The 25,019-nt window shown below is 60.8% G+C and carries 24 protein-coding genes and 1 riboswitch; of the genes, 17 read left to right on the top strand and 7 right to left on the bottom strand.

Going from position 1 to position 25,019, the window contains the following annotated elements:
* The first annotated feature begins 6 nt into the window (after positions 1-6).
* Both EJA70_RS12110 and EJA70_RS12105 read left to right on the top strand, forming a co-directional pair.
* Positions 7-816, top strand: coding sequence for an ABC transporter permease (locus EJA70_RS12110; protein WP_158830916.1), 810 nt, complete (start codon positions 7-9; stop codon positions 814-816).
* A gap of 16 nt (positions 817-832) precedes the next feature.
* Positions 833-1,987, top strand: coding sequence for an ABC transporter ATP-binding protein (locus tag EJA70_RS12105; protein WP_158830915.1), 1,155 nt, complete (start codon positions 833-835; stop codon positions 1,985-1,987).
* Positions 1,988-2,188: 201 nt separating this feature from the next.
* Here the strand turns inward: EJA70_RS12105 and map are convergent, their stop codons facing one another.
* The 3 genes from map to EJA70_RS12090 form a co-directional block, all read right to left on the bottom strand.
* Complete coding sequence (map, locus tag EJA70_RS12100) at positions 2,189-2,980, bottom strand: type I methionyl aminopeptidase (RefSeq protein WP_158830914.1); 792 nt, start codon at positions 2,978-2,980, stop codon at positions 2,189-2,191.
* Positions 2,977-3,204 (bottom strand): ParD-like family protein, encoded by a 228-nt coding sequence (locus EJA70_RS12095; RefSeq protein ID WP_007918027.1) that lies wholly within the window; start codon positions 3,202-3,204, stop codon positions 2,977-2,979. Before EJA70_RS12095 ends, map begins: the two co-directional genes overlap by 4 nt.
* 67 nt (positions 3,205-3,271) lie before the next feature.
* The gene (locus EJA70_RS12090; RefSeq protein WP_158830913.1) at positions 3,272-4,129 is read right to left on the bottom strand and encodes a LysR substrate-binding domain-containing protein; all 858 of its coding nucleotides are present in this window, start codon (positions 4,127-4,129) and stop codon (positions 3,272-3,274) included.
* A 109-nt stretch (positions 4,130-4,238) separates the two neighbouring features.
* On the opposite strand from EJA70_RS12090, the gene phnD reads away from it, so the two are divergent.
* The 7 genes from phnD to phnX all read left to right on the top strand — a co-directional run bounded on the left by phnD (position 4,239) and on the right by phnX (position 11,125).
* Complete coding sequence (gene phnD / locus EJA70_RS12085; RefSeq protein ID WP_158830912.1) at positions 4,239-5,105, top strand: phosphonate ABC transporter substrate-binding protein; 867 nt, start codon at positions 4,239-4,241, stop codon at positions 5,103-5,105.
* Positions 5,102-5,893, top strand: coding sequence for a phosphonate ABC transporter ATP-binding protein (gene phnC, locus EJA70_RS12080; protein WP_158830911.1), 792 nt, complete (start codon positions 5,102-5,104; stop codon positions 5,891-5,893). The genes phnD and phnC overlap by 4 nt, the downstream gene beginning before the upstream one ends.
* A 2-nt stretch (positions 5,894-5,895) precedes the next feature.
* Positions 5,896-6,714 carry a phosphonate ABC transporter, permease protein PhnE gene (gene phnE, locus EJA70_RS12075; protein WP_158830910.1) on the top strand — a complete coding sequence of 273 codons (819 nt, stop codon included), beginning with the start codon at positions 5,896-5,898 and terminating at the stop codon, positions 6,712-6,714.
* Positions 6,715-6,824: 110 nt separating this feature from the next.
* Complete coding sequence (gene psrA / locus EJA70_RS12070) at positions 6,825-7,916, top strand: iron-containing alcohol dehydrogenase PsrA (RefSeq protein ID WP_158830909.1); 1,092 nt, start codon at positions 6,825-6,827, stop codon at positions 7,914-7,916.
* A gap of 129 nt (positions 7,917-8,045) precedes the next feature.
* A complete protein-coding gene (locus EJA70_RS12065; RefSeq protein ID WP_158830908.1) occupies positions 8,046-9,341 on the top strand; it encodes an MFS transporter in 1,296 nt (431 codons plus the stop codon).
* Positions 9,342-9,351: 10 nt separating this feature from the next.
* Complete coding sequence (locus tag EJA70_RS12060; protein ID WP_158830907.1) at positions 9,352-10,221, top strand: LysR substrate-binding domain-containing protein; 870 nt, start codon at positions 9,352-9,354, stop codon at positions 10,219-10,221.
* A gap of 76 nt (positions 10,222-10,297) precedes the next feature.
* Positions 10,298-11,125: a phosphonoacetaldehyde hydrolase gene (gene phnX, locus EJA70_RS12055; protein ID WP_158830906.1), complete on the top strand. Its 828-nt coding sequence runs from the start codon at positions 10,298-10,300 to the stop codon at positions 11,123-11,125.
* A gap of 136 nt (positions 11,126-11,261) precedes the next feature.
* Here the strand turns inward: phnX and EJA70_RS12050 are convergent, their stop codons facing one another.
* Positions 11,262-11,471, bottom strand: coding sequence for a hypothetical protein (locus EJA70_RS12050; protein ID WP_158830905.1), 210 nt, complete (start codon positions 11,469-11,471; stop codon positions 11,262-11,264).
* A gap of 8 nt (positions 11,472-11,479) precedes the next feature.
* On the opposite strand from EJA70_RS12050, the gene EJA70_RS12045 reads away from it, so the two are divergent.
* From EJA70_RS12045 to EJA70_RS12030, 4 genes are all read left to right on the top strand, one after another.
* A complete protein-coding gene (locus EJA70_RS12045; protein ID WP_158830904.1) occupies positions 11,480-12,415 on the top strand; it encodes a Ppx/GppA family phosphatase in 936 nt (311 codons plus the stop codon).
* A gap of 42 nt (positions 12,416-12,457) precedes the next feature.
* Positions 12,458-12,652, top strand: a riboswitch (cobalamin riboswitch).
* Positions 12,653-12,796: 144 nt separating this feature from the next.
* On the top strand, positions 12,797-13,810 hold the full coding sequence (locus tag EJA70_RS12040) for an ABC transporter substrate-binding protein (protein ID WP_158830903.1): 1,014 nt from the start codon (positions 12,797-12,799) through the stop codon (positions 13,808-13,810).
* An 8-nt stretch (positions 13,811-13,818) separates the two neighbouring features.
* Entirely contained in the window at positions 13,819-14,823 is a 1,005-nt protein-coding gene (locus EJA70_RS12035; RefSeq protein ID WP_178116849.1) for an iron ABC transporter permease, read from the top strand.
* Positions 14,820-15,584: an ABC transporter ATP-binding protein gene (locus EJA70_RS12030; protein ID WP_158830901.1), complete on the top strand. Its 765-nt coding sequence runs from the start codon at positions 14,820-14,822 to the stop codon at positions 15,582-15,584. Before EJA70_RS12035 ends, EJA70_RS12030 begins: the two co-directional genes overlap by 4 nt.
* On the opposite strand, the gene EJA70_RS12025 is transcribed toward EJA70_RS12030, so the two are convergent.
* Both EJA70_RS12025 and metE read right to left on the bottom strand, forming a co-directional pair.
* The gene (locus tag EJA70_RS12025; RefSeq protein ID WP_158830900.1) at positions 15,523-16,074 is read right to left on the bottom strand and encodes a GNAT family N-acetyltransferase; all 552 of its coding nucleotides are present in this window, start codon (positions 16,072-16,074) and stop codon (positions 15,523-15,525) included. The genes EJA70_RS12030 and EJA70_RS12025 overlap by 62 nt on opposite strands.
* Before the next feature lie 178 nt (positions 16,075-16,252).
* Positions 16,253-18,541, bottom strand: coding sequence for a 5-methyltetrahydropteroyltriglutamate--homocysteine S-methyltransferase (metE, locus tag EJA70_RS12020; protein ID WP_158830899.1), 2,289 nt, complete (start codon positions 18,539-18,541; stop codon positions 16,253-16,255).
* 423 nt (positions 18,542-18,964) lie between these two features.
* On the opposite strand from metE, the gene EJA70_RS12015 reads away from it, so the two are divergent.
* From EJA70_RS12015 to yecR, 4 genes are all read left to right on the top strand, one after another.
* Entirely contained in the window at positions 18,965-20,341 is a 1,377-nt protein-coding gene (locus tag EJA70_RS12015; RefSeq protein ID WP_008085127.1) for a pyridoxal-phosphate dependent enzyme, read from the top strand.
* Complete coding sequence (locus EJA70_RS12010) at positions 20,338-21,510, top strand: cystathionine gamma-synthase (RefSeq protein WP_158830898.1); 1,173 nt, start codon at positions 20,338-20,340, stop codon at positions 21,508-21,510. Before EJA70_RS12015 ends, EJA70_RS12010 begins: the two co-directional genes overlap by 4 nt.
* A 553-nt stretch (positions 21,511-22,063) precedes the next feature.
* Positions 22,064-22,711: a phage infection protein gene (locus EJA70_RS12005; RefSeq protein WP_256677670.1), complete on the top strand. Its 648-nt coding sequence runs from the start codon at positions 22,064-22,066 to the stop codon at positions 22,709-22,711.
* Positions 22,712-22,901: 190 nt separating this feature from the next.
* Positions 22,902-23,210 (top strand): YecR family lipoprotein, encoded by a 309-nt coding sequence (gene yecR / locus EJA70_RS12000; RefSeq protein WP_008082757.1) that lies wholly within the window; start codon positions 22,902-22,904, stop codon positions 23,208-23,210.
* Between the two features lie 116 nt (positions 23,211-23,326).
* Here yecR and EJA70_RS11995 read toward each other — a convergent pair whose 3' ends face one another.
* Positions 23,327-24,955 carry a hybrid sensor histidine kinase/response regulator gene (locus EJA70_RS11995; RefSeq protein ID WP_158830897.1) on the bottom strand — a complete coding sequence of 543 codons (1,629 nt, stop codon included), beginning with the start codon at positions 24,953-24,955 and terminating at the stop codon, positions 23,327-23,329.
* Positions 24,956-25,019 lie beyond the last annotated feature (64 nt).

Here is a 25,019-nt window from a genome sequence, read left to right as displayed (position 1 = left end):
GCCGACATGCTCCTGACCCCCAATGCGATGAGCCGGCGCATGCGCTTCGGCTTGTACGCCACCACCGGGCTGATCGGTCTGTTCCTGCTGTTGCCGATCGTCTTTATCGTGCTGCTGTCGTTCGGCTCCTCGCAGTGGCTGGTGTTTCCGCCACCGGGCTGGACGCTGAAATGGTACGGCCAGTTCTTCTCCAACCCGGACTGGATGAGCGCCGCTGCCGCCAGCCTCAAGGTTGCTGTGCTGACGACGATCTGCGCCGTGGCCCTTGGTTTGCCGACGGCGTTTGCGCTGGTGCGCGGACGTTTTCCCGGCCGGGAAATGCTCTACGGCCTGTTCACCCTGCCGATGATCGTGCCGCTGGTGATCATCGCCGTGGCGGTGTACGCGCTGTTCCTCAAGCTCGGTTACACCGGGACGATGTTCGCCTTCGTCGTCAGCCATGTGATCGTCGCGCTGCCGTTCACCATCATCTCGATCATCAACTCGCTGAAGCTGTTCGATCAGTCGATTGAAGACGCGGCGGTGATCTGCGGCGCCTCACGGTTGCAAGCGGTGTTCAAGGTGACCTTCCCGGCGATTCGCCCGGGCATGGTCGCCGGCGCCCTCTTCGCCTTCCTGGTCTCGTGGGACGAAGTGGTGCTCAGCGTGATGATGGCCAGCCCGACCCTGCAAACCCTCCCCGTGAAAATGTGGACCACCTTGCGCCAGGACTTGACGCCAGTGATCGCCGTCGCTTCGACGCTGCTGATCGGCTTGTCGTTGTTGGTCATGGGCATCGCCGCCGCGCTGCGCCGGCGCAACGAAATCAGCGCCTGAGCGCCAGGAGTACGACATGAGTGCCGTGATCAAAGACGCTTCCCAGCAGAACGACAAACCCCTGGTCAGCCTGCGCAACTTGAACAAGCACTACGGCGATTTTGCTGCCGTCGACAACATCTCGCTGGACATCAAGGACGGTGAGTTCCTCACTTTTCTCGGTTCCAGCGGCTCGGGCAAAAGTACGACGCTGTCGATGCTCGCCGGGTTTGAAACGCCGAGCAGCGGCGAAATCCTCGTCAACGGTGAATCGCTGGTAAATGTGCCGCCGCACAAGCGTGACATCGGCATGGTGTTTCAACGCTACTCGCTTTTCCCGCATTTGTCGGTGCGCGACAACATTGCCTTCCCGCTGGCGATTCGCAAACTCGCGGCCGCCGAACGTGAAAAGCGCGTCGATGCGATGCTGAAACTGGTGCAACTGGAACAGTTCGCCCATCGTCGCCCTTCGCAGTTGTCTGGCGGCCAGCAACAACGTGTCGCCATCGCCCGCGCCTTGGTCTACGAACCACGCATTTTGCTGATGGACGAACCGCTCGGTGCGCTGGATAAAAAACTGCGCGAGGATTTGCAGGACGAACTGCGCCAACTGCATCGCCGTCTGGGCATCACCATCGTTTACGTGACCCACGATCAGGAAGAAGCCATGCGCTTGTCGCAACGCATCGCGATTTTCAGTCACGGCAAGATTGTTGGATTGGGCAGTGGTTATGACCTGTATCAGAATCCGCCGAATGCGTTTGTCGCGTCGTTCCTCGGTAACTCGAACTTCCTCAAGCTCAAGGCGCAGGGTAATGCGGCGGCTTCGTTTGAAGGACAGTCATTATCGATTCGACTGACCGCTGGGTTGCACACCGATCAGGATGTTTTGCTGATGGTGCGGCCGGAAAAGGCACTTGCGTTGAGCGTGGCGCAAGCGATTAGCGAACCGTTGCCGTCGGGTTGGAACGAGGTTTCAGCGAAGGTTGTGGAAGTGTTGTTTCTCGGTGAGAGCCAAACCTGCAGCGTGGTCACCTCGGGCGGCACCTCAATGACGGTTAAGGCACTGTCAGCCGCCGGCATGCCGCTCAAGGCTGGCGACCCGGTGCAAGTACGCTGGGCCACCGCTGATGCTTGCGTTTACACCGAATGGACCGACAGCGACCTCAACAAAGCCGCCGGCTCCCACTGAAATCGTGTTGCCTGTTGGATTTACCCCCTCACCCCAGCCCTCTCCCCCAAGGGGGCGAGGGGGAAAGGGAGCCGATCTCTGTGCTGTTCAAAACTTGAGTTCGACTCGGTATCCCAAGTCGGTGTACCTCATCCAAACAACCCGGTCAGTCCCCTCTCCCTTTGGGAGAGGGCTAGGGTGAGGGAACCAGTCAACACGGTCTCAGGTAATGGCGCGGTAGCCTTCAATCTCGTCCGGCCACGCAGTGAGAATTTCGAAGCCGGTCTCCGTCACAGCCACCATATGCTCCCACTGCGCCGACAACGAGCCATCCTTGGTCAGCACCGTCCAGCCATCGGGCATGTTCTTCACATGACGCTTGCCGGCATTGAGCATCGGCTCCACGGTAAAAATCATCCCGGCCTTGAGCTTCATGCCCTGATTCGGGAAGCCGTAATGCAGAATCTGCGGCTCATCGTGATAGACCTTGCCGATCCCGTGCCCGCAATACTCGCGCACTACGCTGAAGCCTTCCTTCTCCGCCAGGCTCTGGATCGCGTGGCCGATGTCGCCCAAGGTGGCGCCCGGCTTGACCACGCGAATCCCCGCGCACATGGCGTCATAGGTAGTCTTGATGAGGTGCTGCGCCTCAGGCGTCGCCTCACCGACCACGTACATGCGGCTGGTGTCGCCGAACCAGCCGTCCTTGATCACCGCGATATCGAGATTGACGATATCGCCATCCTTCAGCGGTGTGCCCGATGGAATCCCGTGGCACACCACATCGTTGACCGACGCGCAGACGGTTTTCGGAAAACCGTGATAGCCGACGTTGGCCGGCACGGCTTTCTGCACGTTGACGATGTAGTCATTACACAGTTGATCGAGCTGATCAGTGGTGACGCCCGCCTTGACGTGCGGCACCAACATCGCCAGCACTTCAGCGGCGAGTTTGCCGGCAGCGCGCGATTGCGCGATGTCGGCCGGGGTGTTGATCTTGATCTGGTTTCTCATGCGCTGACGGCTTCCTGAGTCAGTTGTTGCAGATCCAGCCCGCCGTTCTGTTCGGCGCGGATCAGCAAGCGGCAAATGGCGCTGTGGTCGAGGTTGGGGTGCAGTTCGGCGAGCATGCCGATGCGCATCCAGTGTTCGGCCTGCGCGTTGATCGAGCGGCTGAGGGCGTTGCTGGAGATCCGCAGGTTCTCGTGCATGTCCTCTGAAATCTTTACGATGCCCATATATGAATCCGATACGATGTGTATATGGAACGTATATTAGCCAAGCCTCGCCGAAGATTGCAAATCTTCAGCCAATCGCCGCATCAAAGAACGACGAAATGAGCCGACTCGAACGGCGCTCAGCCAGACAATACAAATACGTTTCCGTAAACAGCTCTTCGCCTTCGATTCTGATCGTGCGGATTTTCGGGTCGGCAATGTACTCCGCTTCCGACACCACCCCCAAGCCCAACCCGCGCACCACCGCTTCACGCAGTGCCTCGCGACTGCCGATTTCCATGGCGATGCGCGGTTTTACCTGCGCCGCATTCAGTGCCTGCTCCAGCACCAGCCGCGTGGTCGAACCGGGTTCGCGTTGCAGCAGCCGCTGCCCTTCCAATTCCTCCAGACGCACGCTGCCGCGATTGGCCAGCGGATGCTCATAGTGCGCAAAAAGGATGATCGCGTGCCGCGCATAACGCACCGAACACAACGCCGGATCATCCTGACGCCCGGCCAACACCGCGATATCGGTCACATAGTTTTCCAGATCCGACAACACCTGCGCCGAGTTACCCACGCGGATCGACACGTCGATATTCGGATGCTGTTGCAAATAACTGTCGACCATCTCGATCACATGAAACGGCCCCACCGCACCGACCTTGAGCTGGCCGCTGTCGAGCCGCCCGGAATCACGCAGCAGGTTATGCGCTTCCAGTTCCAGCAGGGCGATGCGCTGAGCGATAGGCAGCAGTTGCCGACCCACATCCGACAACTCGATCCGCCGCCCACGCCGGTGGAAAAGCTCAACATTGTGCTGACGTTCCAAGGCCTGCACCTGAGTGGTCAGGGTCGGTTGGCTCAAGCCTGACGCCCGCGCCCCGGCACTGAAACTGCCGTGGCGGGCGACGGCGAGAAAGGCCCGCAATTTGGCGCTCGACATCCATAGACTCCATCAATAGTTAGCTGCGGTTTCGCATATTGAATTGATTGAATGACTGTCACGTGACAGACCTAGCCTGTGGCAACTCCCAACCACCCCGTGGAATGCCATGAAAACAATTAACCAGTTTCTGCGTGCCGCCAGCCTTGCCGTACTTGCCCTGAGTGCCAGCCAGGTCTGGGCCAAGGACAAACTGACCATTGGCCTGATCCCTTCGGAAGACTCCCAGGCGATGATCGAATCGAGCAAACAAGTGCTCGACGATCTGCAAGCCAAAATCGGCATGCCAGTGGTGCCGTTCGTGGCCACCGATTACAACGGCATCATCGAAGCGCTGCGCTCGGGCAAACTCGACGTTGCCTACCTCGGGCCTTTCTCCTACGTGCTGGCGACCTCGGTGGCCGATGTCGAAGCATTCTCCGTGGCGGTGACCAAGAAGACCGGCCAGAGCGCATACAAAAGCGTGATTCTGGCACGCAAGGACAGCGGCATTCATTCGCTGGCCGACCTCAAGGGCCATACATTCGCCTTCGTCGACCCAAGTTCGGCATCCGGTCATCTGTTCCCGAAAGCAGGACTTGAGCAGGCAGGGTTCGCCCCGGACACGCTGTTCAAACGGGTGATTTTCTCCGGTTCCCACGACGCCAGTATCCTCGCGGTCGAGAACAAGAAAGTCGACGCCGCCGCCGTGGCTGACCGCATCTTCGCCAGCGCCGTGGCCAAAGGCGTGGTCAAGCAGGATGACTTCGACATCGTCTGGAGTTCCAAGCCGATTCCCGAATCGCCGATGGTCTGGCGCAAGGCGCTCGATCCGGAATTGAAGAAAAAAGTCGCCGACGCACTGGCTTCGATCAAGGACGTGCCGTGGGGTGATCAGGGCGTGCTCAATGGTTTCCAGCCGACCACCGACGCCTCTTACGATGTGGTGCGCGAAACCGCCAAGGTGCTCGATCTCGATTTGCGGAGCATGAAATGATCAGCATCCGCCAACTGAGCAAACACTACGGCAGCAACCCGGTGTTGCGCGGCATCGACCTTGACGTCGCTGCGGGCGAATTCGTCGTGGTGCTCGGTCAATCCGGCGCCGGCAAATCGACCTTGCTGCGTTGCATCAATCGTTTGGCGCAGGCCGACAGCGGCACGCTGAACGTGGCGGGCATTGATGCCCTCGCCTGCCCGGACAACAGCGTTTTACGCCGAGAAGTGGCGATGATTTTTCAGCACCACAACGTCGTGCCGCGCCTGAGCGTATTGAAGAATGTGCTGACCGGTCGCCTTGGTTCCGTCGGCACCCTCGCCTCGATTCTGCAACTGTTCCGCCGTGACGATGTGGCGCTGGCGATGCAATGCCTGGAGCGCGTCGAACTGGCGCACAAGGCCGGTGAGCGCACCGATTCATTGTCTGGCGGGCAGAAGCAACGCGTCGGCATAGCCCGCGCCTTGGCGCAACGACCGCAGGTAATTCTGGCCGATGAACCGATCGCCAGCCTCGACCCGAAAACCGCGCGACTGGTGTTGCAGTACCTGCGCGATGCCACCCGCGAGCTGGGCATCACCGTGCTGTGCAATCTGCATCAAGTCGAATATGCCCGCGAGTTCGGCGACCGCGTGGTTGGCCTCGCTCACGGCAGTCTGGTGTTCGATGGCAAAGCGTCGAGCATGACCGACGCCGATCTGGCGCGAATCTATCCGGGGCAATCGGCAGAACACTCCGCTGACGTCCCGGCGCCCACCCTGTCCTACCGCACCGCCTCGAGGGCCTGAGCATGCAATCGCCAAACTATCAGTGGGTCGGCGAGCGGCCCCGTGGCAAACGCGGTTGGCTGACCACCGCCGGCATCGTCCTGATCGTGCTGTGGACGCTGAACTGGAGCGCGCAAGGTGCGCAGCTCAGCCTCGGTGAACTGGCAGCGGGGTTGCCGCAGATTGGTGACTTTCTTTCGCGCACCTTTCCGCCGGATCTGAGCATCCTGCCGCGTCTGGTCGCGCCAGCGGTGGAGACTTTGCAGATCGCCATTTGGGGCACCCTGCTCGGCGTGTTGCTGGCGATTCCGCTGTCGTTTCTCGCCGCGCGCAATCTGAGCCGCAATCGCTGGGTGTTTCACATCACGCGTCAGGCGCTGAATTTCACCCGCAGCATCAACGAACTGATCCTCGCGCTGATCTTCGTCTCGGCCGTGGGCCTCGGCCCGTTCCCCGGTGTGTTGGCGCTGGCGCTGCATGGTCTGGGCATGCTCGGCAAGTTCTTCGCCGAGAGCATCGAAGAGATCGATCAAGGCCCGATTGAAGCGCTGCAAGCCACCGGTGCACGACCGTTGCAAGTGATCGTGTTTGGCGTTTTGCCGCAGGTGATCACGGCGTGGATTGCGGTGATTTTGTACCGCTTCGAAGTCAATCTGCGTTCGGCCACGGTGCTGGGCATGGTCGGCGCCGGCGGACTGGGTTTCGAACTGGTGAGCAGCCTGAAGTTGTTCAAATACCCGGAAACCGCGACGTGCATCATCGTCATCACCTTCATGGTGATCGTCGCCGACACCCTCTCCAGTCGCCTTCGCGCGGCAATCCAGGGCGGGTCGGCGCACTGACGTCGAGCCGCTATCGGTTGAGCCGATTCAAACCTGCGATTTATCGATTTGTGCCGTTGTCGGCCGCCACCGAGTATGTGGCCATACGACAACAACAATAAGGATCCGCCATGACTGCCCGTTTTCAGAACCCCGTCGATACCCGCTTCGGCTGGGGCAGCCTGCAAGACCTCGCCGCCATCACCGAGCAGCAAACCGTGGCCCTCGTCACTTTTCCCGAGGCCCGTGGGCTGGGGTTGGTTGATCGCCTGCAAGCCTTGCTCGGCGAGCGTCTGGTCTACGTGTTCGAAGACGTTCAGCCCAACCCGGACGTCGCCCATTTGCGCAGTACTTATGAGCAGTTCTGGCAGCAGGCCGGCGCTTGCGATGTGGTGCTCGCGGTCGGTGGCGGCAGCGCCATCGATACCGCCAAAGCGCTGATCGTCGGCACCGAGTCCGGGCATTTCGATGAGTTGTTGACGCTGCTGGCGACCGGCAAGCCGTTCACTCCGGCGCGTTGCAAACAGCTGATCGCCGCACCGACCACCGCCGGCACCGGCAGCGAAGTCACGCCATGGGCGACGATCTGGGACAGCGCCAGCCAGAAGAAATATTCGCTGCACCTCGACTGCACCTGGCCGCGCGTGGCGATCATCGATCCGCAACTGATGCTCACCGTGCCGGCCAGCGTCACCGTGTCCACCGGGCTTGATGCGCTGTCCCACGCGCTGGAAGCGATCTGGAACGTTAACGCCAATCCGGTCTCTGACACCTTCGCCATTTCTGCGATCGAAGACATTCTCGAATGCCTGCCGCGTTTGCACAAAGATCTGTCGAGCCAAGAGTTGCGCACGCGCATGGCACTCGCCGCGCTCAAGGCCGGGCTGGCGTTTTCCAACACCAAAACCGCGCTGGCGCATTCGATTTCCTACGAGATGACACTGCGCCACGGCTTGCCCCACGGCATCGCCTGCTCTTTCACCTTGCCGCTGGTGCTCGGTCTGGCCTGGGGTCACGACGCGACCCGTGACCGCATCCTGCAACGAGTTTTCGGCGAGGATCTGCTCACCGCGCAACAGCAATTGCGCGAGTTCCTCCACCACCTAGGGGTGAAGACCGAGTTCGCCGATTACGGCGTCTCGGCCAAGGACGCCGAAGACATCATCCACCTCGCGATGCAGGGCGCGCGCGGCAAGAACTTCATCGGTTCGCAAGCTGCCTGACGCCCGACGCCACCCGATTAACCCAAGCACCGCCTGCGGCTCATAGCCGTGGTGATTTCCTGCCGCACCGAAAAAGAGTGCACCCGCCGACGACAAACGGCGGGAACCCACAACAATAAGGAAAAGATCATGAATCGTGCCCAAACCATGCCTGGTCTCGCCGTACGTTCTGCCTCATTCCGGGTCGCGCAGTGGCGCATGCTGCTGGCGGCGATGTTCTGTTACCTGTTTTTCTACACCGGTCGGCAGACCTTCGGTTTTGCCATTCCGGGGATTCAGGCCGAGTTCGGTTTGAGCAAGGAAACCCTTGGCTGGGCTTCTGCGGCGATGCTCTGGGCCTACGCCATTGGCCAGGCGATCAACGGCAACCTCGCCGATAAGTTCGGTGGGCGGCGCATCATGACTCTCGGTGCGGTGCTGTCCTGCGCGGCAAACTGGGTGACCAGTTTTGCCGGCGGTTTCACCAGTCTGATCCTGCCGTGGGGCGTCAACGGCTACTTTCAGGCCTTGGGCTGGGCGCCTGGCGGGCGGCTGATTGCCAATTGGTGGGCGGCCGGCGAGCGCGGCAAGGTCTATGGCTTCTACACCTTCGCCGCCGGTTGCGCGTCGATTCTGTCGTACGTCACCTCCATCGTCGTGCTTGAAGTGCTGCAACTGGAATGGCGCTGGATCTTCCGTTTACCGGTACTGCTGATGCTCGCCGGCGGGATCATTTTCTATCTGGTTGCCCGCGAACGCCCGCAGGATCTGGGCTTCGAACCGGTAGGCGATACCGGCGTGGCCAACGCTGACGACAAACATCAGGAAGCCGCGCATGGCGAAGTCGAGACCTCGGCGCAACGCTATAAAGCCGTGCTGAAGAATCCGCGCCTGCTGATCGCCGCGCTGTCACTGGGCTTTCAGAACGCGGCGCGCTACGGCTTGATCGTCTGGGTGCCGGTGCACTTTCTCGGCGCCGACTGGAAAAGCGGTGACGGCATGATCGATCCGAAATGGATCACCGTCGCCCTCCCCGTCGGCATGGCGGTCGGGGCGTTGAGCAATGGCTGGGTGTCGGACAAGCTGTTCGGCTCCAAACGCTATCTGGCGATCATGCTCTACATGTTCCTCGGCGCCGCGACGAGTCTGTGGATGTGGAGCCTGCCGCCGCACAGCGTGATCGGCCTGGTCGCGTTGTTCCTTTGCGGCTTCTTCGTCTACGGCCCGGCGTCGAGTTTCTGGGCGCTGTGTCCGGATCTGGTCGGTGCCAAACGCGCCGGTACGGCGACCGGAATCATGAACTTTTCGTCCTACCTGTTCGCCGGCCTGGCCGAGCCCATGATTGGTCGTTTGCTTGACACCACGGCAAACACGTCTCTCATCTTCATAGTGGTCACCAGCGCCTGCCTGTGCAGCGCGGCAGTGGCATTGTTCATCCGACGCTGATGGGGCTTGCATGTACCAGTATCACAAGTGGTTGCGTTCGTTTCATGCGGTGGCCAAAACCGGCAGCTTCACCCTGGCGGCGGAATACCTCAGCGTCGGTCAGCCGACCGTCAGCGAGCAGGTCAACGCGCTGGAGAAAACCTTTTCGGTCGAGCTGTTTCATCGGCGCGGGCGCTACATCGAGATGAGTTCCGCCGGGCACAAGCTTTACGCAATCACTCAAGGTTTGTTCGGCCAGGAAGATGAAGCGGTGCAACTGCTGCAGAGTTTCAAGCAACGCAAGAACGGCATGCTGCGGCTCGGCGCGGTATCGCCGCCAATCGCGATGAACCTGACCTACGAGCTGATGCAGCGGCACCCGGACATCGAACTGGAAACCTCGTTTTCCTCGGAAAAGGAAACCCTCGCGCGGTTGTTTAACTTCGATATCGACGTGGCGATTCTGGCGTTGTCGGAATTCGATGAGCGCTTTCACACGCTTCTGTATCACCGCTATCCGATCATTGCCGTGGTGCGCGATGACCATCCGTGGGCCAGCCAGTCGCAGGTTCACATCAGCGAAATCAGCCGCGAGAAATGGGTGATGCGCGAACAAAGTGCGCGCACCCGGCAACTGGTCGAAGAAAGCTGCAAGCGCCTCGATATCGACCTCAACCGCGTCATGCAACTCAACAGCCGCGAAGCCATCGTGCACGCGATCGTCAAAGGCATCGGCATCGGTTTTGTCTCGGCGGTCGAGTACGCCGAAACCCCGGGCACCACGCCGATCACCTTTGTCGATCACCCGTTTTTCATCGAATACCACCTGTGCTGCCTCGGCATCCGCCGCAACCGTCCGGTGATTGCCGAACTGTTTGATTCGAATCCACCGCTGACCTGATCAGCATTGACCCTTGAAACCGCCTACCTCATTACCGAGGGACGGCCCACGCTTACCCGAAAACGGAGATTTGACCATGCAGTACAAAAACCCGACTCACCTGCAAGCCGCGATCCTTGACTGGGCCGGTACCGTTGTCGACTTCGGCTCGTTTGCGCCAACGCAGATATTCGTCGAGGCCTTTGCCGAGTTCGGCGTCGCGGTATCGCTGGAAGAAGCGCGCGGCCCGATGGGCATGGGCAAGTGGGATCACATCCGCACGTTGTGCAACCTGCCGCAGATTGCCGAGCGTTATCGCGCCGCGTTTGATCGTTTGCCGAGTGACGACGATGTGACCGCGATCTACGAACGCTTCATGCCGTTGCAGATCGAGAAAATCGCCCTGCATTCGGCGGTCATTCCCGGTGCGCTCGAAGCAATTGCGGCGTTGCGCGGCAAGGGCTTGAAGATTGGTTCGTGCTCAGGGTATCCGGCGGTGGTGATGGCCAAGGTTGTCGAACTGGCGCGGGACAATGGTTACGTCGCTGACCATGTGGTGGCCACCGATGAAGTGCCGAATGGCCGGCCGTATCCAGCGCAATCGTTGGCCAACGTGATTGCCTTGGGCATCGATGATGTGGCCGCGTGCGTCAAGGTTGATGACACTTGGCCGGGGATTCTCGAAGGGCGTAGCGCGGGGATGTGGACGGTGGCGTTGACGTGTTCCGGCAACGCGCTGGGGCTGACTTACGAACAGTTCAAGGCGCTGCCGTCAGATCGTCTGGCGGAAGAACGTGAGCGCATCGGCAAGATGTTCGCGCCTTCGCGCCCGCATTACCTGATCGACACCATCGCCGAACTGCCTGAGGTCATTGAAGACATCAACGCACGCCTGGCGCGCGGCGAAACCCCACAGTCCTGCTGACGCATTCCCCTTACCCCTGATCGTTCCCACGCTCCCGCGTGGGAATGCAGCCCTTGACGCTCCGCGTCACTGGACGCGGAGCGTCCCTAGAGGCATTCCCACGCAGAGCGTGGGAACGATCAATGGTTTGCTTCGCTCAAATCACAGGCAAAAAAAAGCTGCCACGAATGGCAGCAGAAACTTCAAGAACACGCGATGTATTGAGCCAAGCATAGACGCTGAATAATGACAGTGTCATGACAGCCGTAAATTCACTGAACCGCCCCTGCCCCGTCATCAGGCCGTCATCAAGATCACGGCAGAATCCTCGCAAACCGTCCTGCGCCGCGCGACGGTTGTTTTGCAAGGATTCCCATGAAAGAACACGCCCCGCTGTTCGCTGCCATCGACTTGGGTTCGAATGCCTTTCGCCTGATGATCGGCCAGTCGGTGCGCAGTCGCAAAGGCTTCCTGATTCAGGAAGTGAAAACCCTGCGCGAACCGGTGCGTCTTGCCGAAGGTTTTGACGGTGGTGCGCTGGATGCGTTGGCGCTGGATCGCGGCTGGCAGGCATTGGCGCGGTTCGGCAAAAAACTGCGCGGTTTCGAGGCCGGTCGGGTGCGCGCGGTGGCGACCAGTGCGGTGCGTGAAGCGGACAATGCGCAGCTGTTTCTGGCCAGTGCCGAACGGCATCTGGGCTTCCCGATCGACGTCATTTGCGGCCATGAAGAGGCGCGCCTGGTCTACGCCGGCGTGACTCACGCCTTGCCGAGCGCCGAAGACCTGCGCCTGGTGGTCGACATCGGCGGCGGTTCCACCGAGCTGATCCTCGGCCAGGGTTCACAGCCGTTGCTGACCGAGAGTATCGCCATCGGCAGCGGCACCTTGAGCACGCGTTTCTTTCGCGGCGGCGATGTGTCCGCCGGCGCGCTGCAGGAAGCCGAGCGCTTCGCCATCCTGCAGTTTGAAAAAGTTGCCCGGCGCTATCGTGCTCAGGGCTGGCAGCAGACCATCGGTTCGTCCGGCACCGCGCGCATGCTGGCCAAAGTGCTCAAGGCCAACCGCCTCAACGATTTGGGTCAGGACGGCATCACCTACGGCGGACTGCTGCGCCTGTCGCTGCTGCTGCTGAAAGTGAACAACGTCCAGCAACTGCAACTCGCCGGCCTGCAACCGCACCGCCAAAGCATTCTCCCCGGTGGACTGGTGTTGATGCTGGCGGCGTTCAAAGTGTTTGGCATCGCGCAAATGCTGCCCTCCGAACCGGGCCTGCGTTTGGGCGTGTTGCACGGTTTGATGAGCCAACACTAATCCTCGCTGCGGCAGATTCGTCTCCCCTTCAGCGGCTCGATCGACTACCATGCCGCCGCCGGTTCCCGAAGGGGACTAAGAGGGAATCCGAGATGCTCGCACAGCACTGACCGGAACTGCCCCCGCAACTGTAGGTGCCGAGCCTGCTCCACGACTGCCACTGGGTGAATCCCGGGAAGGCCGGAGCCAGGCGATGACGCATCAGTCAGGAGACCTGCCGGCACAGTGACTCACTAACCGGCGGGGTGTCCGGGAAGGACATCGTGCCGCGCGCATCTTCAATGGATGACCGGCCTTGCGCTGTTGCCCTGACCGCGTTCGATGGTGTGTTTCCAATCCGTACTCTCCCGCTCCGCGTACGGATTCCCCGGAGACTGCCTCATGCTGCTGCCCCGCGTTGCCACCTTCATCACTGGCCTGAGCCTTTGCACCCTGGCCCACGCGGCACCGACCGCATACCCGCTGACGGTGGAAAACTGCGGCAGCACCCTCACCTTCCAACACGCCCCGACGCGCACGGTGACCATCGGCCAGGCCGGCACGGAAATGCTTTACGCCCTGGGTCTGGGCGACAAAATCGTCGGCACTTCGCTGTGGTTCAACAACGTGCTGGCCAAGTACAAGGCGCAGAACGACCAGATCGAGCGCCTGGCCGATAACGAGCCGAGTTTTGAATCGGTGATCGGCAAGCGTCCGGAACTGGTCGCCGTGGAGCTGGAATGGATGGTCGGCCCGCAAGGCGCGGTCGGCACTCGCGAACAGTTTCATGAACTGAAGATTCCGACATACCTGTTGCCCTCCGATTGCGAAGCCAAGGACAACCTCGTCGGCGCCGACGGCACGCGCCTGGCCCCGTTTCGCATCGACACGATCTACAAGAGCGTCAGCCAACTGGCGCAAATCTTCGATGTGCAGGAGCGTGGCCAGCAGCTCAACGACGCACTCAAGGCCAGTCTCGCCCGCTCGATTGCCACCGCCCAGGGCAAACAGCTGAAGGACGCCAGCGCGCTGGTCTGGTTCTCCAGCGCACAGATGGACATCGAGCCGTTCGTGGCCGGACACAAAGGCATTCCCGATTTCATGCTCAGCACCCTCGGCGTGCGCAACGTGGTGCAATCCGATGAAGAGTGGCCAACGGTTGGCTGGGAAACCATCGCCAAGGCCAACCCGACCTTCCTCGTCATTGCCCGCATGGACCGCCGACGCTTCCCCGCTGACGACCATGAAAAGAAACTCGCCTTCCTGCGCAGCGACCCGGTGACGCGCAACATGGACGCGGTGAAACACAACCGCATCATCGTTCTCGACGCCATGGCCATGCAGGCCAGCCTGCGCATGTTCGATGGCCTGGAACAACTGGCCACGGCCATCAACGGCTATGACCTGTCGCAATGAGTGCAAGCCTGATCCGCACGCTGCTGGCCTTGGTGACACTGTTGATTGCAGTGGTCGCCGGCGTGGCCATCGGTGAAACCTCGATTGAACCGGGTGTGGTGTTGCAAGTCCTCGCCAACAAACTGTGGGGCGCCGGCTATGCGCTCGACCCCATCGACGAAGGCATTGTCTGGAACTATCGATTGACCCGCGCACTGGTCGCCGCGGCCTGTGGTGCCGGGTTGGCGACATGCGGGGTGATTTTGCAGTCGCTGTTGCGCAACCCGTTGGCCGATCCGTATCTGCTGGGCATTTCCGCCGGCGCCTCGACCGGCGCGGTGATGGTCGCATTGCTCGGCGTCGGCGCCGGGGTGGTTTCGCTGTCGGCGGGCGCGTTTGCCGGGGCGGTGACGGCGTTCGTGCTGGTGATTGTGCTGGCGCGGGTCAGCGGCTCGGCCAGTGGCACCGGACAAATCATTCTCGCGGGCATCGCCGGCTCGCAGCTGTTCAATGCACTGACCGCGTTTCTGATTACCCGCTCAGCCAGCTCGGAACAGGCGCGCGGCATCATGTTCTGGTTGCTCGGCAATCTCGGCGGCGTGCGTTGGCCGTCGGTGTGGCTGGCAGTGCCGGTGGCATTCGCCGGTCTGGTGGTGTGCCTGTGGCATCGTCGCGCGCTGGATGCGTTTACCTTTGGCGCAGACTCGGCGGCGTCCCTCGGCATTCCGGTGCGCCGGGTGCAGATTCTGCTGATCGGCTGTGCGGCGCTGGTGACAGCGGTGATGGTCTCGATTGTCGGCTCGATCGGCTTTGTCGGGCTGGTGATTCCGCATGCCGCACGTCTGCTGCTCGGCACCGGGCATGCTCGGCTGTTGCCGGCCAGTGCGTTGGGGGGCGCGGTGTTCTTGATCGCCGCCGACGTGTTGTCGCGCACCTTGATCAAGGGGCAGGTGATTCCGGTCGGCGTGATTACCGCGCTGGTCGGTGCGCCGGTGTTCGCGTTGATTCTGGTCGCACGCAGGTCTGCTCGATGAGCAGCGTTCTGAGTTGTTCCGGGTTGACCTTCAAGGTGCGCGGTGCCGAGCTGCTCAACGATGTCAGCCTTGCGGTCGAGCGCGGCGAGACCCTCGGTATCGTCGGGCCCAACGGTTCGGGCAAATCGACCCTGTTGAAACTGTTGGCCGGGTTGCGCGAACCGAGCGCTGGCGAGGTACTGCTCGACGGTCAGCGTCTGGGCAAAATGCCCCGCCGCAGCATTGCGCAGAAACTTGCGGTGGTCGAGCAACAGGCTGACACCGACGACGGCATTCGCGTGTTCGACGCTGTAGCGTTGGGGCGCACGCCGTGGCTGTCGGCGCTGCAACCGTGGTCGGCGGCAGACGATGCCATCGTCCAACAGGCGCTGACCGACGTTGACGCGACGCACCTGTGCAATCGTCTCTGGCGCAGCCTGTCGGGCGGTGAGCGACAACGGGTACACATCGCTCGGGCATTGGCGCAGCGACCGCAAATTCTATTGCTGGATGAGCCGGCCAATCATCTCGACATTCAGCACCAACTGACCATTCTCAACGTGGTGCAGGCATTGCCGGTGACCACGTTGATCGCCCTGCATGATCTGAATCAGGCGTTGAAATGCGATCGTCTGGCGGTGCTGGAGCGCGGGCGGCTGGTGGCGTTGGGCGAACCGCTGGAGGTGCTGACTCCGCAGCGGTTGCAGGAAACATTCGGGGTCAGAGCGCATTACCTGACGGACCCGTTTGACGGGGCGCAGATTCTACGTTTTCACGCATGACGGCGTGCATGTGTGTGGTCTGCCACACCGGGTCAGCGTCGACATCAATGATCTCGAAACCCTGCCGCTGCCAGAACGCGATGGCGCCCGGCAGAAACGGATGGGTGTGCAGGTAAATCACGTCTACTGCGTTGGCGAGTGCCAGATCCTTGAGTGATCGATACAGTGCGCCGGCCAGCCCTGAACGGCGCTGCGCAGGCAGGACGAACAGACGCACGACCTCCACCACGTTGCGGTCGGGATAGGCAAGGTGCGAAAAGCGTCGGTCGTAAGGGAGATAGCCGATGGACGCGACGATTTGCCCCGCCTGCCGAGCAATCAGAAAGCGCCCTGCCCCATGCAGATAAACCTCGGCAAAACGCGCCAGATCGTCGGGCATGCCGGTCGCGCTCAGCTTCGGGAAAAGCTCGGCGCGGGCCTTGAGAACAAAATCCAGCACCTCGGCGATGTCTGCTTCAGACACTGCCTGAATAATCGGTTGATGACTCATGTAACTGCAAACACCTGAACTGCGGTTGGCCACAGTAGCAACAGCCTCTTGGTGATGCCAGCCATCCGTCTACCTGTAGGAGCTGCCGCAGGCTGCGATCCTTTGATCCTGTTTTCTAACAGCCAACATCAAAAGATCGCAGCCTGCGGCAGCTCCTACAGGGGTGTGTTTATTCGTGTCAGGCCAGTTCTTTGCGCAGTTGGCGGGCGGCGGTGACCATGTGCACCAGCGCCGCTTCTGTTTCCGGCCAGCCGCGGGTTTTCAGGCCGCAGTCCGGGTTGACCCACAGGCGTTCTGCCGGAATACGCTTGGCCGCCTTGCGCAGCAGATTAGCCATTTCCGAAGCGTCCGGAATGCGTGGCGAGTGGATGTCGTAGACGCCTGGGCCGATGTCGTTCGGGTAAGCGAAGGCTTCGAAGGCGTCCAGCAGTTCCATGTCCGAACGTGAGGTTTCGATGGTGATCACGTCGGCATCCATCGCCGCGATCGACTCGATCACGTCGTTGAACTCGCTGTAGCACATGTGCGTGTGGATCTGGGTTTCGTCGCGCACACCCGAGGCGCACAAGCGGAATACTTCTGTCGCCCAATCCAGATAAGGCTGCCACTGCGCCTGACGCAACGGCAGGCCTTCACGGAACGCCGCTTCGTCAATCTGCACGATCTTGATGCCGGCGGCTTCCAGATCGACCACTTCGTCACGGATTGCCAGCGCCAGTTGCCGGGCCTGCACTTCACGGCTGACGTCTTCACGCGGGAACGACCACATCAGCATGGTCACCGGACCGGTCAGCATGCCTTTCATGACCTTGTCGGTCAGGCCCTGGGCGTAGCGGATCCACTCGACGGTCATGGCTTTCGGACGGCTCAAGTCGCCAAAGATCACTGCCGGTTTCACACAACGCGAACCGTAGCTTTGCACCCAGCCGAAACGGGTGAACACGTAGCCGTCGAGTTGCTCGGCGAAGTATTCGACCATGTCGTTGCGTTCGGCTTCACCGTGCACCAGCACATCGAGGCCCAGACGCTCCTGGATTTCCACCGCGTGGCGGATTTCGCTGTGCATCGCTTCGGTGTATTCGGAAAGGGTCAGCTTGCCCTGCTTGAACGACTGGCGGGCAAGACGGATCGACGCCGTTTGCGGGAACGAACCGATGGTTGTGGTCGGGAACAGCGGCAGATCAAGACCGGCACGCTGCTTGGCAATGCGCTTGGCGAACAGCGATTGACGCTGGCTGTCCTTGGCGGTGATTGCCGCCACCCGAGCCTGAACCGCAGGCTTGTGAATACGTGGCGACGCCGCGCGGGCGGCCTGCACCGAACGGCTTTCGGTCAGGGCACGCAGCACTTTCGGCGCTTCCGGTTGGTTGACGGCTTGAGCCAGCACCGCCACTTCTTCGCACTTCTGTACGGCAAAGGCCAGCCAGCTTTTCAGCTCGGCATCGAGCTTGTCTTCACGGCCCAGATCCACCGGGCTGTGCAGCAGCGAGCAGGACGGCGCGACCCACAGGCGATCGCCCAGACGCTCGTGCGCATGCTGCAAAGTCGCCAGGGCATTTTCCAGATCGCAGCGCCAGACGTTACGGCCGTTGACCACGCCCAGGGACAACACTTTATAAGCCGGCAAGCGATCAAGAATGGTCGGGTATTGCTCCGGTGCGCGCACCAGATCGATGTGCAAACCGTCGACCGGCAGGTTGGCGGCCAGGCCGAGGTTTTCTTCCAGGCCCCCGAAGTACGTCGCCAGCAGTTTCTTCAGCGGATCGCGCTGGATCTGGTTGTAGGCACGCTCGAAAGCGTTCTTCCATTCCTGCGGCAGGTCGAGCACCAGAATCGGCTCATCGATCTGCACCCACTCGACGCCTTGGGCCGCGAGACGCGAGAAGATCTGCCCGTATAGCGGCAGCAGGCGATCAAGCAATTCGAGTTTGTCGAACTCCGCGCCTTTGGCCTTGCCCAGCCACAGGTAAGTCAGCGGGCCGATGATCACCGGTTTGACGTTATGGCCCAGTGCGCGCGCTTCTTCGACTTCTTCGAACAACTGCTCCCAGCCCAACTGGAACTGTTGATCCGCGCTGAACTCGGGGACCAGGTAGTGATAGTTGGTGTCGAACCACTTGGTCATTTCCTGGGCGTGCGCACCGCCGCAGCAGCTGTCGCTGACACCTCGGGCCATGCCGAACAGGGTGTGCAGGTTGGCTTTGCCGTCGTGCGGACGAAAGCGCTCAGGGATCACGCCGAACATCAGCGAGTGCGTCAGCACCTGGTCGTACCAGGCGAAATCGCCGACCGGCAGCAACTCGATGCCGGCGTTTTTCTGCAAGTCCCAATGGGCCTTGCGCAGCTCGCGACCGACGTCACGCAGGCCTGCCTCGTTCAGTTCTCCTTTCCAGAACGCCTCTTGCGCTTTTTTCAGTTCGCGGTCGCGACCGATGCGCGGAAATCCAAGGGAATGGGCCAGTGCCATAACAAACAACTCCAATGTCTTGTTGATGGCGGCCATTGTCGGCAGCAGCGCCTAGTGAGACAAACTCATTTTAATCTTGATCATCGCGAGTTTCCCTCATGATCAACTAATCGCAGCCTGTCACCTGAAAACACTGCAAAGTTGAAATCGCGGACGACGGTTGAGCGGTTTTTGCAGCAGGAAATTTCTCGGCAATTCAAGCTGTTCGTCGCCATGAAGACGCCCTTTGAAAACTCGATGACGCCTCCGTATAAACGCCCCCAAAAGCACCCCGGCAGGTCTTTGATTTCGATCTATCGTTAGATCGAAATGGCTGTATTTGCGACCGACTAAAGGTTGCGACAGAGGATGTCTGAGCCTATGTTGCACGCGAGTCTTTTCCCCGCGATTGGAACGCGATCAACACCACTAAGAGGTGAAGAAATGTCAAAGGAATCACGCCCTGCCGTACTTGGGCTGATCGGCAATACTCCGCTGGTGCAAGTCACCCGCTTCGATACCGGGCCGTGCACGCTGTTTCTCAAACTTGAATCGCAGAACCCCGGGGGTTCGATCAAGGACCGCATCGGTCTGGCGATGATCGACGCTGCCGAGCGTGATGGTCGTCTGCAACCCGGTGGCACCATTGTTGAAGCCACTGCCGGTAACACTGGCCTGGGCCTGGCACTGGTTGGTCGCGCCAAAGGCTATCGTGTGGTGCTGGTGGTGCCGGACAAAATGTCCACCGAAAAAGTCCTGCACCTGAAGGCCATGGGCGCCGAAGTACACATCACCCGCTCCGACGTCGGCAAGGGTCATCCCGAGTATTACCAGGACGTCGCCGCGCGTCTGGCCAAGGACATTCCCGGCGCATTCTTCGCCGACCAGTTCAACAACCCGGCCAACCCGCTGGCCCACGAATGCAGCACCGCGCCGGAAATCTGGGCGCAGACCGAACATGATCTGGATGCCATCGTCGTCGGTGTCGGTTCGGCCGGCACGCTGACGGGCCTGAGCCGTTTCTTCAAACGCGTGCAGCCGGATCTGGAAATGGTCCTGGCTGACCCGGTCGGTTCGGTCATGGCCCAATACAGCCGTGACGGCACAATGCCGACGCCCGGTTCATGGGCGGTGGAAGGCATTGGCGAAGACTTCATTCCGTCGATCACCGACCTCTCCAGCGTGCGCCACGCCTACTCGATCAGCGATGAAGAAAGCTTCGACCACGCCCGCCAGTTGCTCAAGGCCGAAGGCATTCTCGGCGGCTCGTCGACCGGCACCCTGCTCGCTGCGGCGCTGCGCTATTGCCGCGAACAGACCGAGCCGAAACGCGTGGTGAGTTTTGTCTGCGACACCGGTACGCGTTATCTGTCGAAGGTCTACAACGACCAATGGATGACCGATCAAGGCCTGTTGCAGCGTAAGGGCTACGGTGATCTGCGCGACCTGATCGCCCGCCGTTTCGAAGACGGCCGGGTGATCAGTGTCGGCCCTGACGACACCCTGCTGACCGCGTTCCAGCGCATGCGCCTGGCGGATGTCTCGCAATTGCCGGTGCTGGTGGAAGGCAAGCAACTGGTCGGCGTGATCGATGAATCGGACATCCTCCTGCCAGTGCATGAAGACGCCGCTCGCTTCAGCCAATCGGTCTCCAGCGTGATGACCGACAAGCTACAAACCCTTGCACCCGGCGCCAGCCTGTCCGAGCTGGAATCGGTACTCAGCCGTGGTCTCGTCGCCATCATTGCCGATGCATCGGGCTTCCATGGCCTGATCACCCGCACCGACATGCTCAACCAATTACGGAGATCCCTCGCATGAGTCAGCACGACGACAAATCCCAAGGCTTCGCGACCCGGGTGATCCACGCCGGGCAAACGCCGGACCCGACCACCGGCGCGCTGATGCCGCCGATCTACGCCAACTCAACCTACCTGCAAGACAGCCCTGGCGTACACAAGGGTTTCGATTACGGGCGCTCGCACAACCCGACGCGCTTTGCCCTGGAGCGCTGCGTCGCCGACCTTGAAGGCGGCACTCGCGCGTTCGCCTTCGCCTCCGGTCTGGCGACCATTTCCACAGTGCTGGAACTGCTCGATGCCGGCTCGCACATTGTCTCTGGCAACGACTTGTATGGCGGCACCTTCCGCCTGTTCGACAAGGTCCGTCAGCGCAGTGCCGGGCACCGTTTCAGCTTTGTCGATCTGGCCGATCTGTCGGCGTTCGAAGCGTCGTTGCAGGACGACACGCGCATGGTCATGGTCGAGACCCCGACCAACCCGCTGCTGAGCCTCTCGGATCTGGCCGCGATCGCCCGTATCTGCCGCGCTCGCGGGATCATTTGCGTAGCCGACAACACCTTCGCCAGCCCTTATATCCAGCGTCCGCTGGAGTTGGGTTTCGATATCGTGCTGCACTCGACCACCAAATACTTGAACGGTCACTCCGATGTGATCGGCGGCATTGCCGTGGTCGGCCAGAACGAAGAACTGGCCGAGAAGCTGGGCTTTCTGCAGAACGCGGTCGGTGCGATTGCCGGGCCGTTCGATGCGTTTCTGACCCTGCGCGGGGTGAAAACCCTGGCGCTGCGCATGGAACGCCATTGCAGCAACGCACTGGATCTGGCGCGGTGGCTGGAGCAACAGCCGCAGATCAAACGCGTCTACTATCCGGGCCTTGAGTCACACCCGCAGCATGAGTTGGCGAAGCGCCAGATGCGTGGTTTTGGCGGGATGATTTCCGTCGATCTGAACAGTGATCTGGCGGGCGCGCGGCGCTTCCTTGAGAACGTGAAGATCTTCGCCCTGGCGGAAAGTCTCGGTGGCGTGGAAAGCCTGATCGAGCATCCGGCGATCATGACTCATGCGACCATTCCAGCGGATACCCGCGCGAAGCTGGGGATTGGCGATGGTCTGGTGCGTCTGTCGGTGGGCGTCGAGGACGTCGAAGACCTGCGCGCTGATCTGGCGCAGGCGCTGCAATCGATCTGACCGGGCAAGAACGACAAAGCCCGCACGAAGCGGGCTTTGGTGTTCGAGCAGGCGGCCAGTGCTGGTCTCTGGCTTACAAGGTTTATCGGGCTTCCCACAGTACCGGGCCAAATTGAAAAGGTACGGCCTCGGCTGCTTCACACGGCATAAGGGCTGGATCTCAGCGCGGAGATCTTTCTAACCGTGTACCTTTCGGAGCGCGCCCCACGCCCCCTTGCTATCCGATTGCGCATCAGTCTGCGTCTTCGCCTACATCTTTGAGACTAGCAAAGGCTCGCCGAACCGCTTCGTCGTTTTTAGATTGATTTCAACTGTGTCTGACCGGTACAGGAAGAGAAGCGCCTAACGCCCGTCGATCCCCCCGCCACGCCGCCTCGCTAGCGCGATCTATACTCAACCAGTTCGATCATGATTATGTCGACACCCGCACGCCAGACGGTGTGCCCGTGCCTTTCGCCCACCAGACTGACCCAAGCCAATGAGTCGCAGCGCCAACGAATAAGCGACGAACGATGCCTCATCGCGTTGTGGCTGACGGGTCATGGAGAAAACTATGAAACACAAGCTGTTGTCAGGCGTGCTTCTGGCGGTCGTGGCGACCGTTGTGGTGCCCAATGTCTGGGCGGCGCAGCCGCAGGCGTTGGCGTCCGATGGGGCCGATCATGTCGGTGCGGGCGCGGTGGCTTCTGACGGCGCCGATCATGTTGGTGCAGGCGCGGTGGCGTCTGACGGCGCCGATCATGTTGGTGCAGGCGCGGTGGCTTCTGACGGCGCCGATCATGTTGGTGCAGGCGCCGTGGCTTCTGACGGCGCCGATCATGTCGGTGCAGGCGCGGTGGCTTCTGACGGCGTCGATCATGTCGGTGCAGGCGCGGTGGCTTCTGACGGCGCCGATCATGTCGGTGCAGGCGCGGTGGCTTCTGACGGCGCCGATCATGTCGGTGCAGGCGCGGTGGTTTCTGATGGGGCTGACCATGTTGGTGCGGGCGCGGTCGCTTCCGACGGGGCTGACCATGTCGGTGCGGGCGCAGTCGCTTCTGATGGTGCCGATCATGTCGGTGCAGGCGCATTGGCGGCTGATGGCGCTGATCGTACCGGTGTCAACCGAGTTGCCTATTCGCGGGTCGGCGTCGGCTCTGATCGGGTCGCCTCCGCATTGATGACAGGCAGTTATTCCGACCAGTTCAACAGCCCTCAGTAATCATCCCTTGGCCCAACGGGCGGTTCCCACGAGCCGCCTGTTGAGCACCGCACTAGCACATTTGTGCTAATCGACCGCCTCATCACCTGGCGTTATATTCCCCGCATCCCCGATGCTCCTCGACGTTGCCTGTTCGCAGCGTGCGGATCGTTGTGCCTGGAAATCAGAACAACACCAAGGAAGAAACACTATGAAATCCCTGATCGCAACACTCACGCTTAGCGCCCTGTTCCTCACTGGCTGCGCCACGCCAAAACAATGGGAAGCCACTGGCGGCAGCAAAAACGATGGCGTCGTCCAGGTCTCCTATGAACTGGGCCAATTCGAAAGCGGCCAGACCAGCGCCGAACAAGGCCTGACCGTCGCCGCACAACGCTGCAAGACCTGGGGCTACAAAAACGCCGAGGTCACCGGCTCCGAGAAAAACATCTGCCGCACCATGGGCCAGTACAACTGCCTGCAGACCACCATCACCCAGGATTACCTGTGCAAACGCTAGACGCTTGACCCTGTAGGAGCTGTCGAGTGCAACGAGGCTGCGATCTTTTGATCTTGCTCTTCTCATCAACATCAAAAGATCGCAGCGTGCCGCAGCGCCTACAGACCCATGGACACCTACAAGGCATTTTCGGTGAGTTCGGGCTGGCGATCGCGCAGGGCTCGCAAGGTCGCGCGCAGTTCGGCCGGGCGTACCGGTTTGGACAGAATGGCGATGTCACGGTCGTGCAGGGCTGCCTGGATTTTTTCGACGTCATGTCCGGTGATGATCATCGCTGGCACGGCCCAACCGCGTTGCCTGCGCACATCGTCGATGCATTCGATGCCAGTGGCGTGGGTGCCGAGGTCATAATCGGCGACGATGATGTCGCAGTCAGTCATCAAATCCCGCCCGCTCAGTTCAGCTTGAACTACACAGCCCCAACGCTCCAACAGCGCCGAAGTCGCGAGCAATACGTTGCGATCATCCTCCACCAGACACACCTTCAGCCCGGTCAGCAAACCGACCTGACGCGCCTCATCCCGATTGACCGCTGACTGCGGCGGTGAGGTGATCGGCAACCCGTACAAGGTCACCGCCGTTCCCCGCCCGAGCCGCGAGCGCAGGGCAACACTTACGCCGATCAACTCTCCCAGACGCTTGACGATCGCCAGCCCCAGCCCCACGCCTTCGACGTCTTTGTCACGCACTTGCCGCACCCGATAAAACTCCTCGAACACCTTGGCCAGATGCTCTTCGGCAATTCCGTGGCCTTGGTCATAAATCACAATGGCCAGCCCTGCCCCACGCCGACGCACGCCGATCAAAACCGGCCGATGCGCACCGTATTTGAAGCAGTTGGAAAGCACGTTTTGCACCATGGTCGCCAGCAGTGCCGGATCGGTCTGAACCCAGTACGGGCAAGGTCGCAAGCGCAGCTCAACGCCGGCCCAACGTGCGGCTTCAGCGTTCTGGCGAATCAGCTCCGCCAGCCATTCGCCCAGATTCACACTTTGCAGTTTCGGCAGGACGCGACCGTTATCGAGGGTGTACAGATCGAGAATCGAGCGAAACAGCTGTGAAACATTGAGCAATGAACGGTCGATATTGTCGACCAGACGCCGCTCCTCATCGCCTAATCGTGACTCACGCAGGCACGCGGTGAACAGGCCGATAGAGTGAATAGGCTGGCGCAAATCATGACTGGCCTGGGCAAGAAACCGCGACTTTTCCAGATTCGCCGCCACCGCCTCTTCGGAGGCCTTGCGCGTACGCTCCAACAGCAAGTGCGCATAAAACGGGATCACCGTGCTGGTGATGATCAGCATCAACACCATGAACGGTTGCGCCTGCCACACCGGGGTCAGGCGATAAACACACACCAGCGCCAGCAACGCCAATGCCGTGGCAATCGCCAGATAACGCGAGCCATAGCGCATACCATTGCCGAGGTTGACCCAGATGATCACCGCATACAGCGGCAACGCCGCCTCGCCACCGACCACAAGGCCAAAGCAGGTGCCGGTGTAATCGTGGACCATGGCGAAAATCCGCCGCGCCGGGTAATGCCCCGGCCAGCGCGCAATCGCCTGACGCAAGCCGATCGAAGCCAGCAAAAACACAAAGATGTAGGTGACCACCGGCAGATACGTATCGAAGCGCTGGCCCGGCAAAAAACCGAGGATGAGCATGTAAACCACGGCAATACTGGCGATGATAATGCGCAGATTGGCCTGGTCGAGTTCGGTGTTTTTCTCGAACTTCATGGTTAAACATCCTTGTGCGGCAATCGTCAAAATCAAAAGGAACCTACAGGCAACCCTTGCGCTC

Origin of the sequence: Pseudomonas sp. PB103 (assembly GCF_009764635.1) — a bacterium.
Lineage (GTDB): Bacteria > Pseudomonadota > Gammaproteobacteria > Pseudomonadales > Pseudomonadaceae > Aquipseudomonas.
The sequence above is the reverse complement of the archived record's forward strand: the minus strand, read 5'-3'. Positions and strand labels throughout refer to the sequence as shown.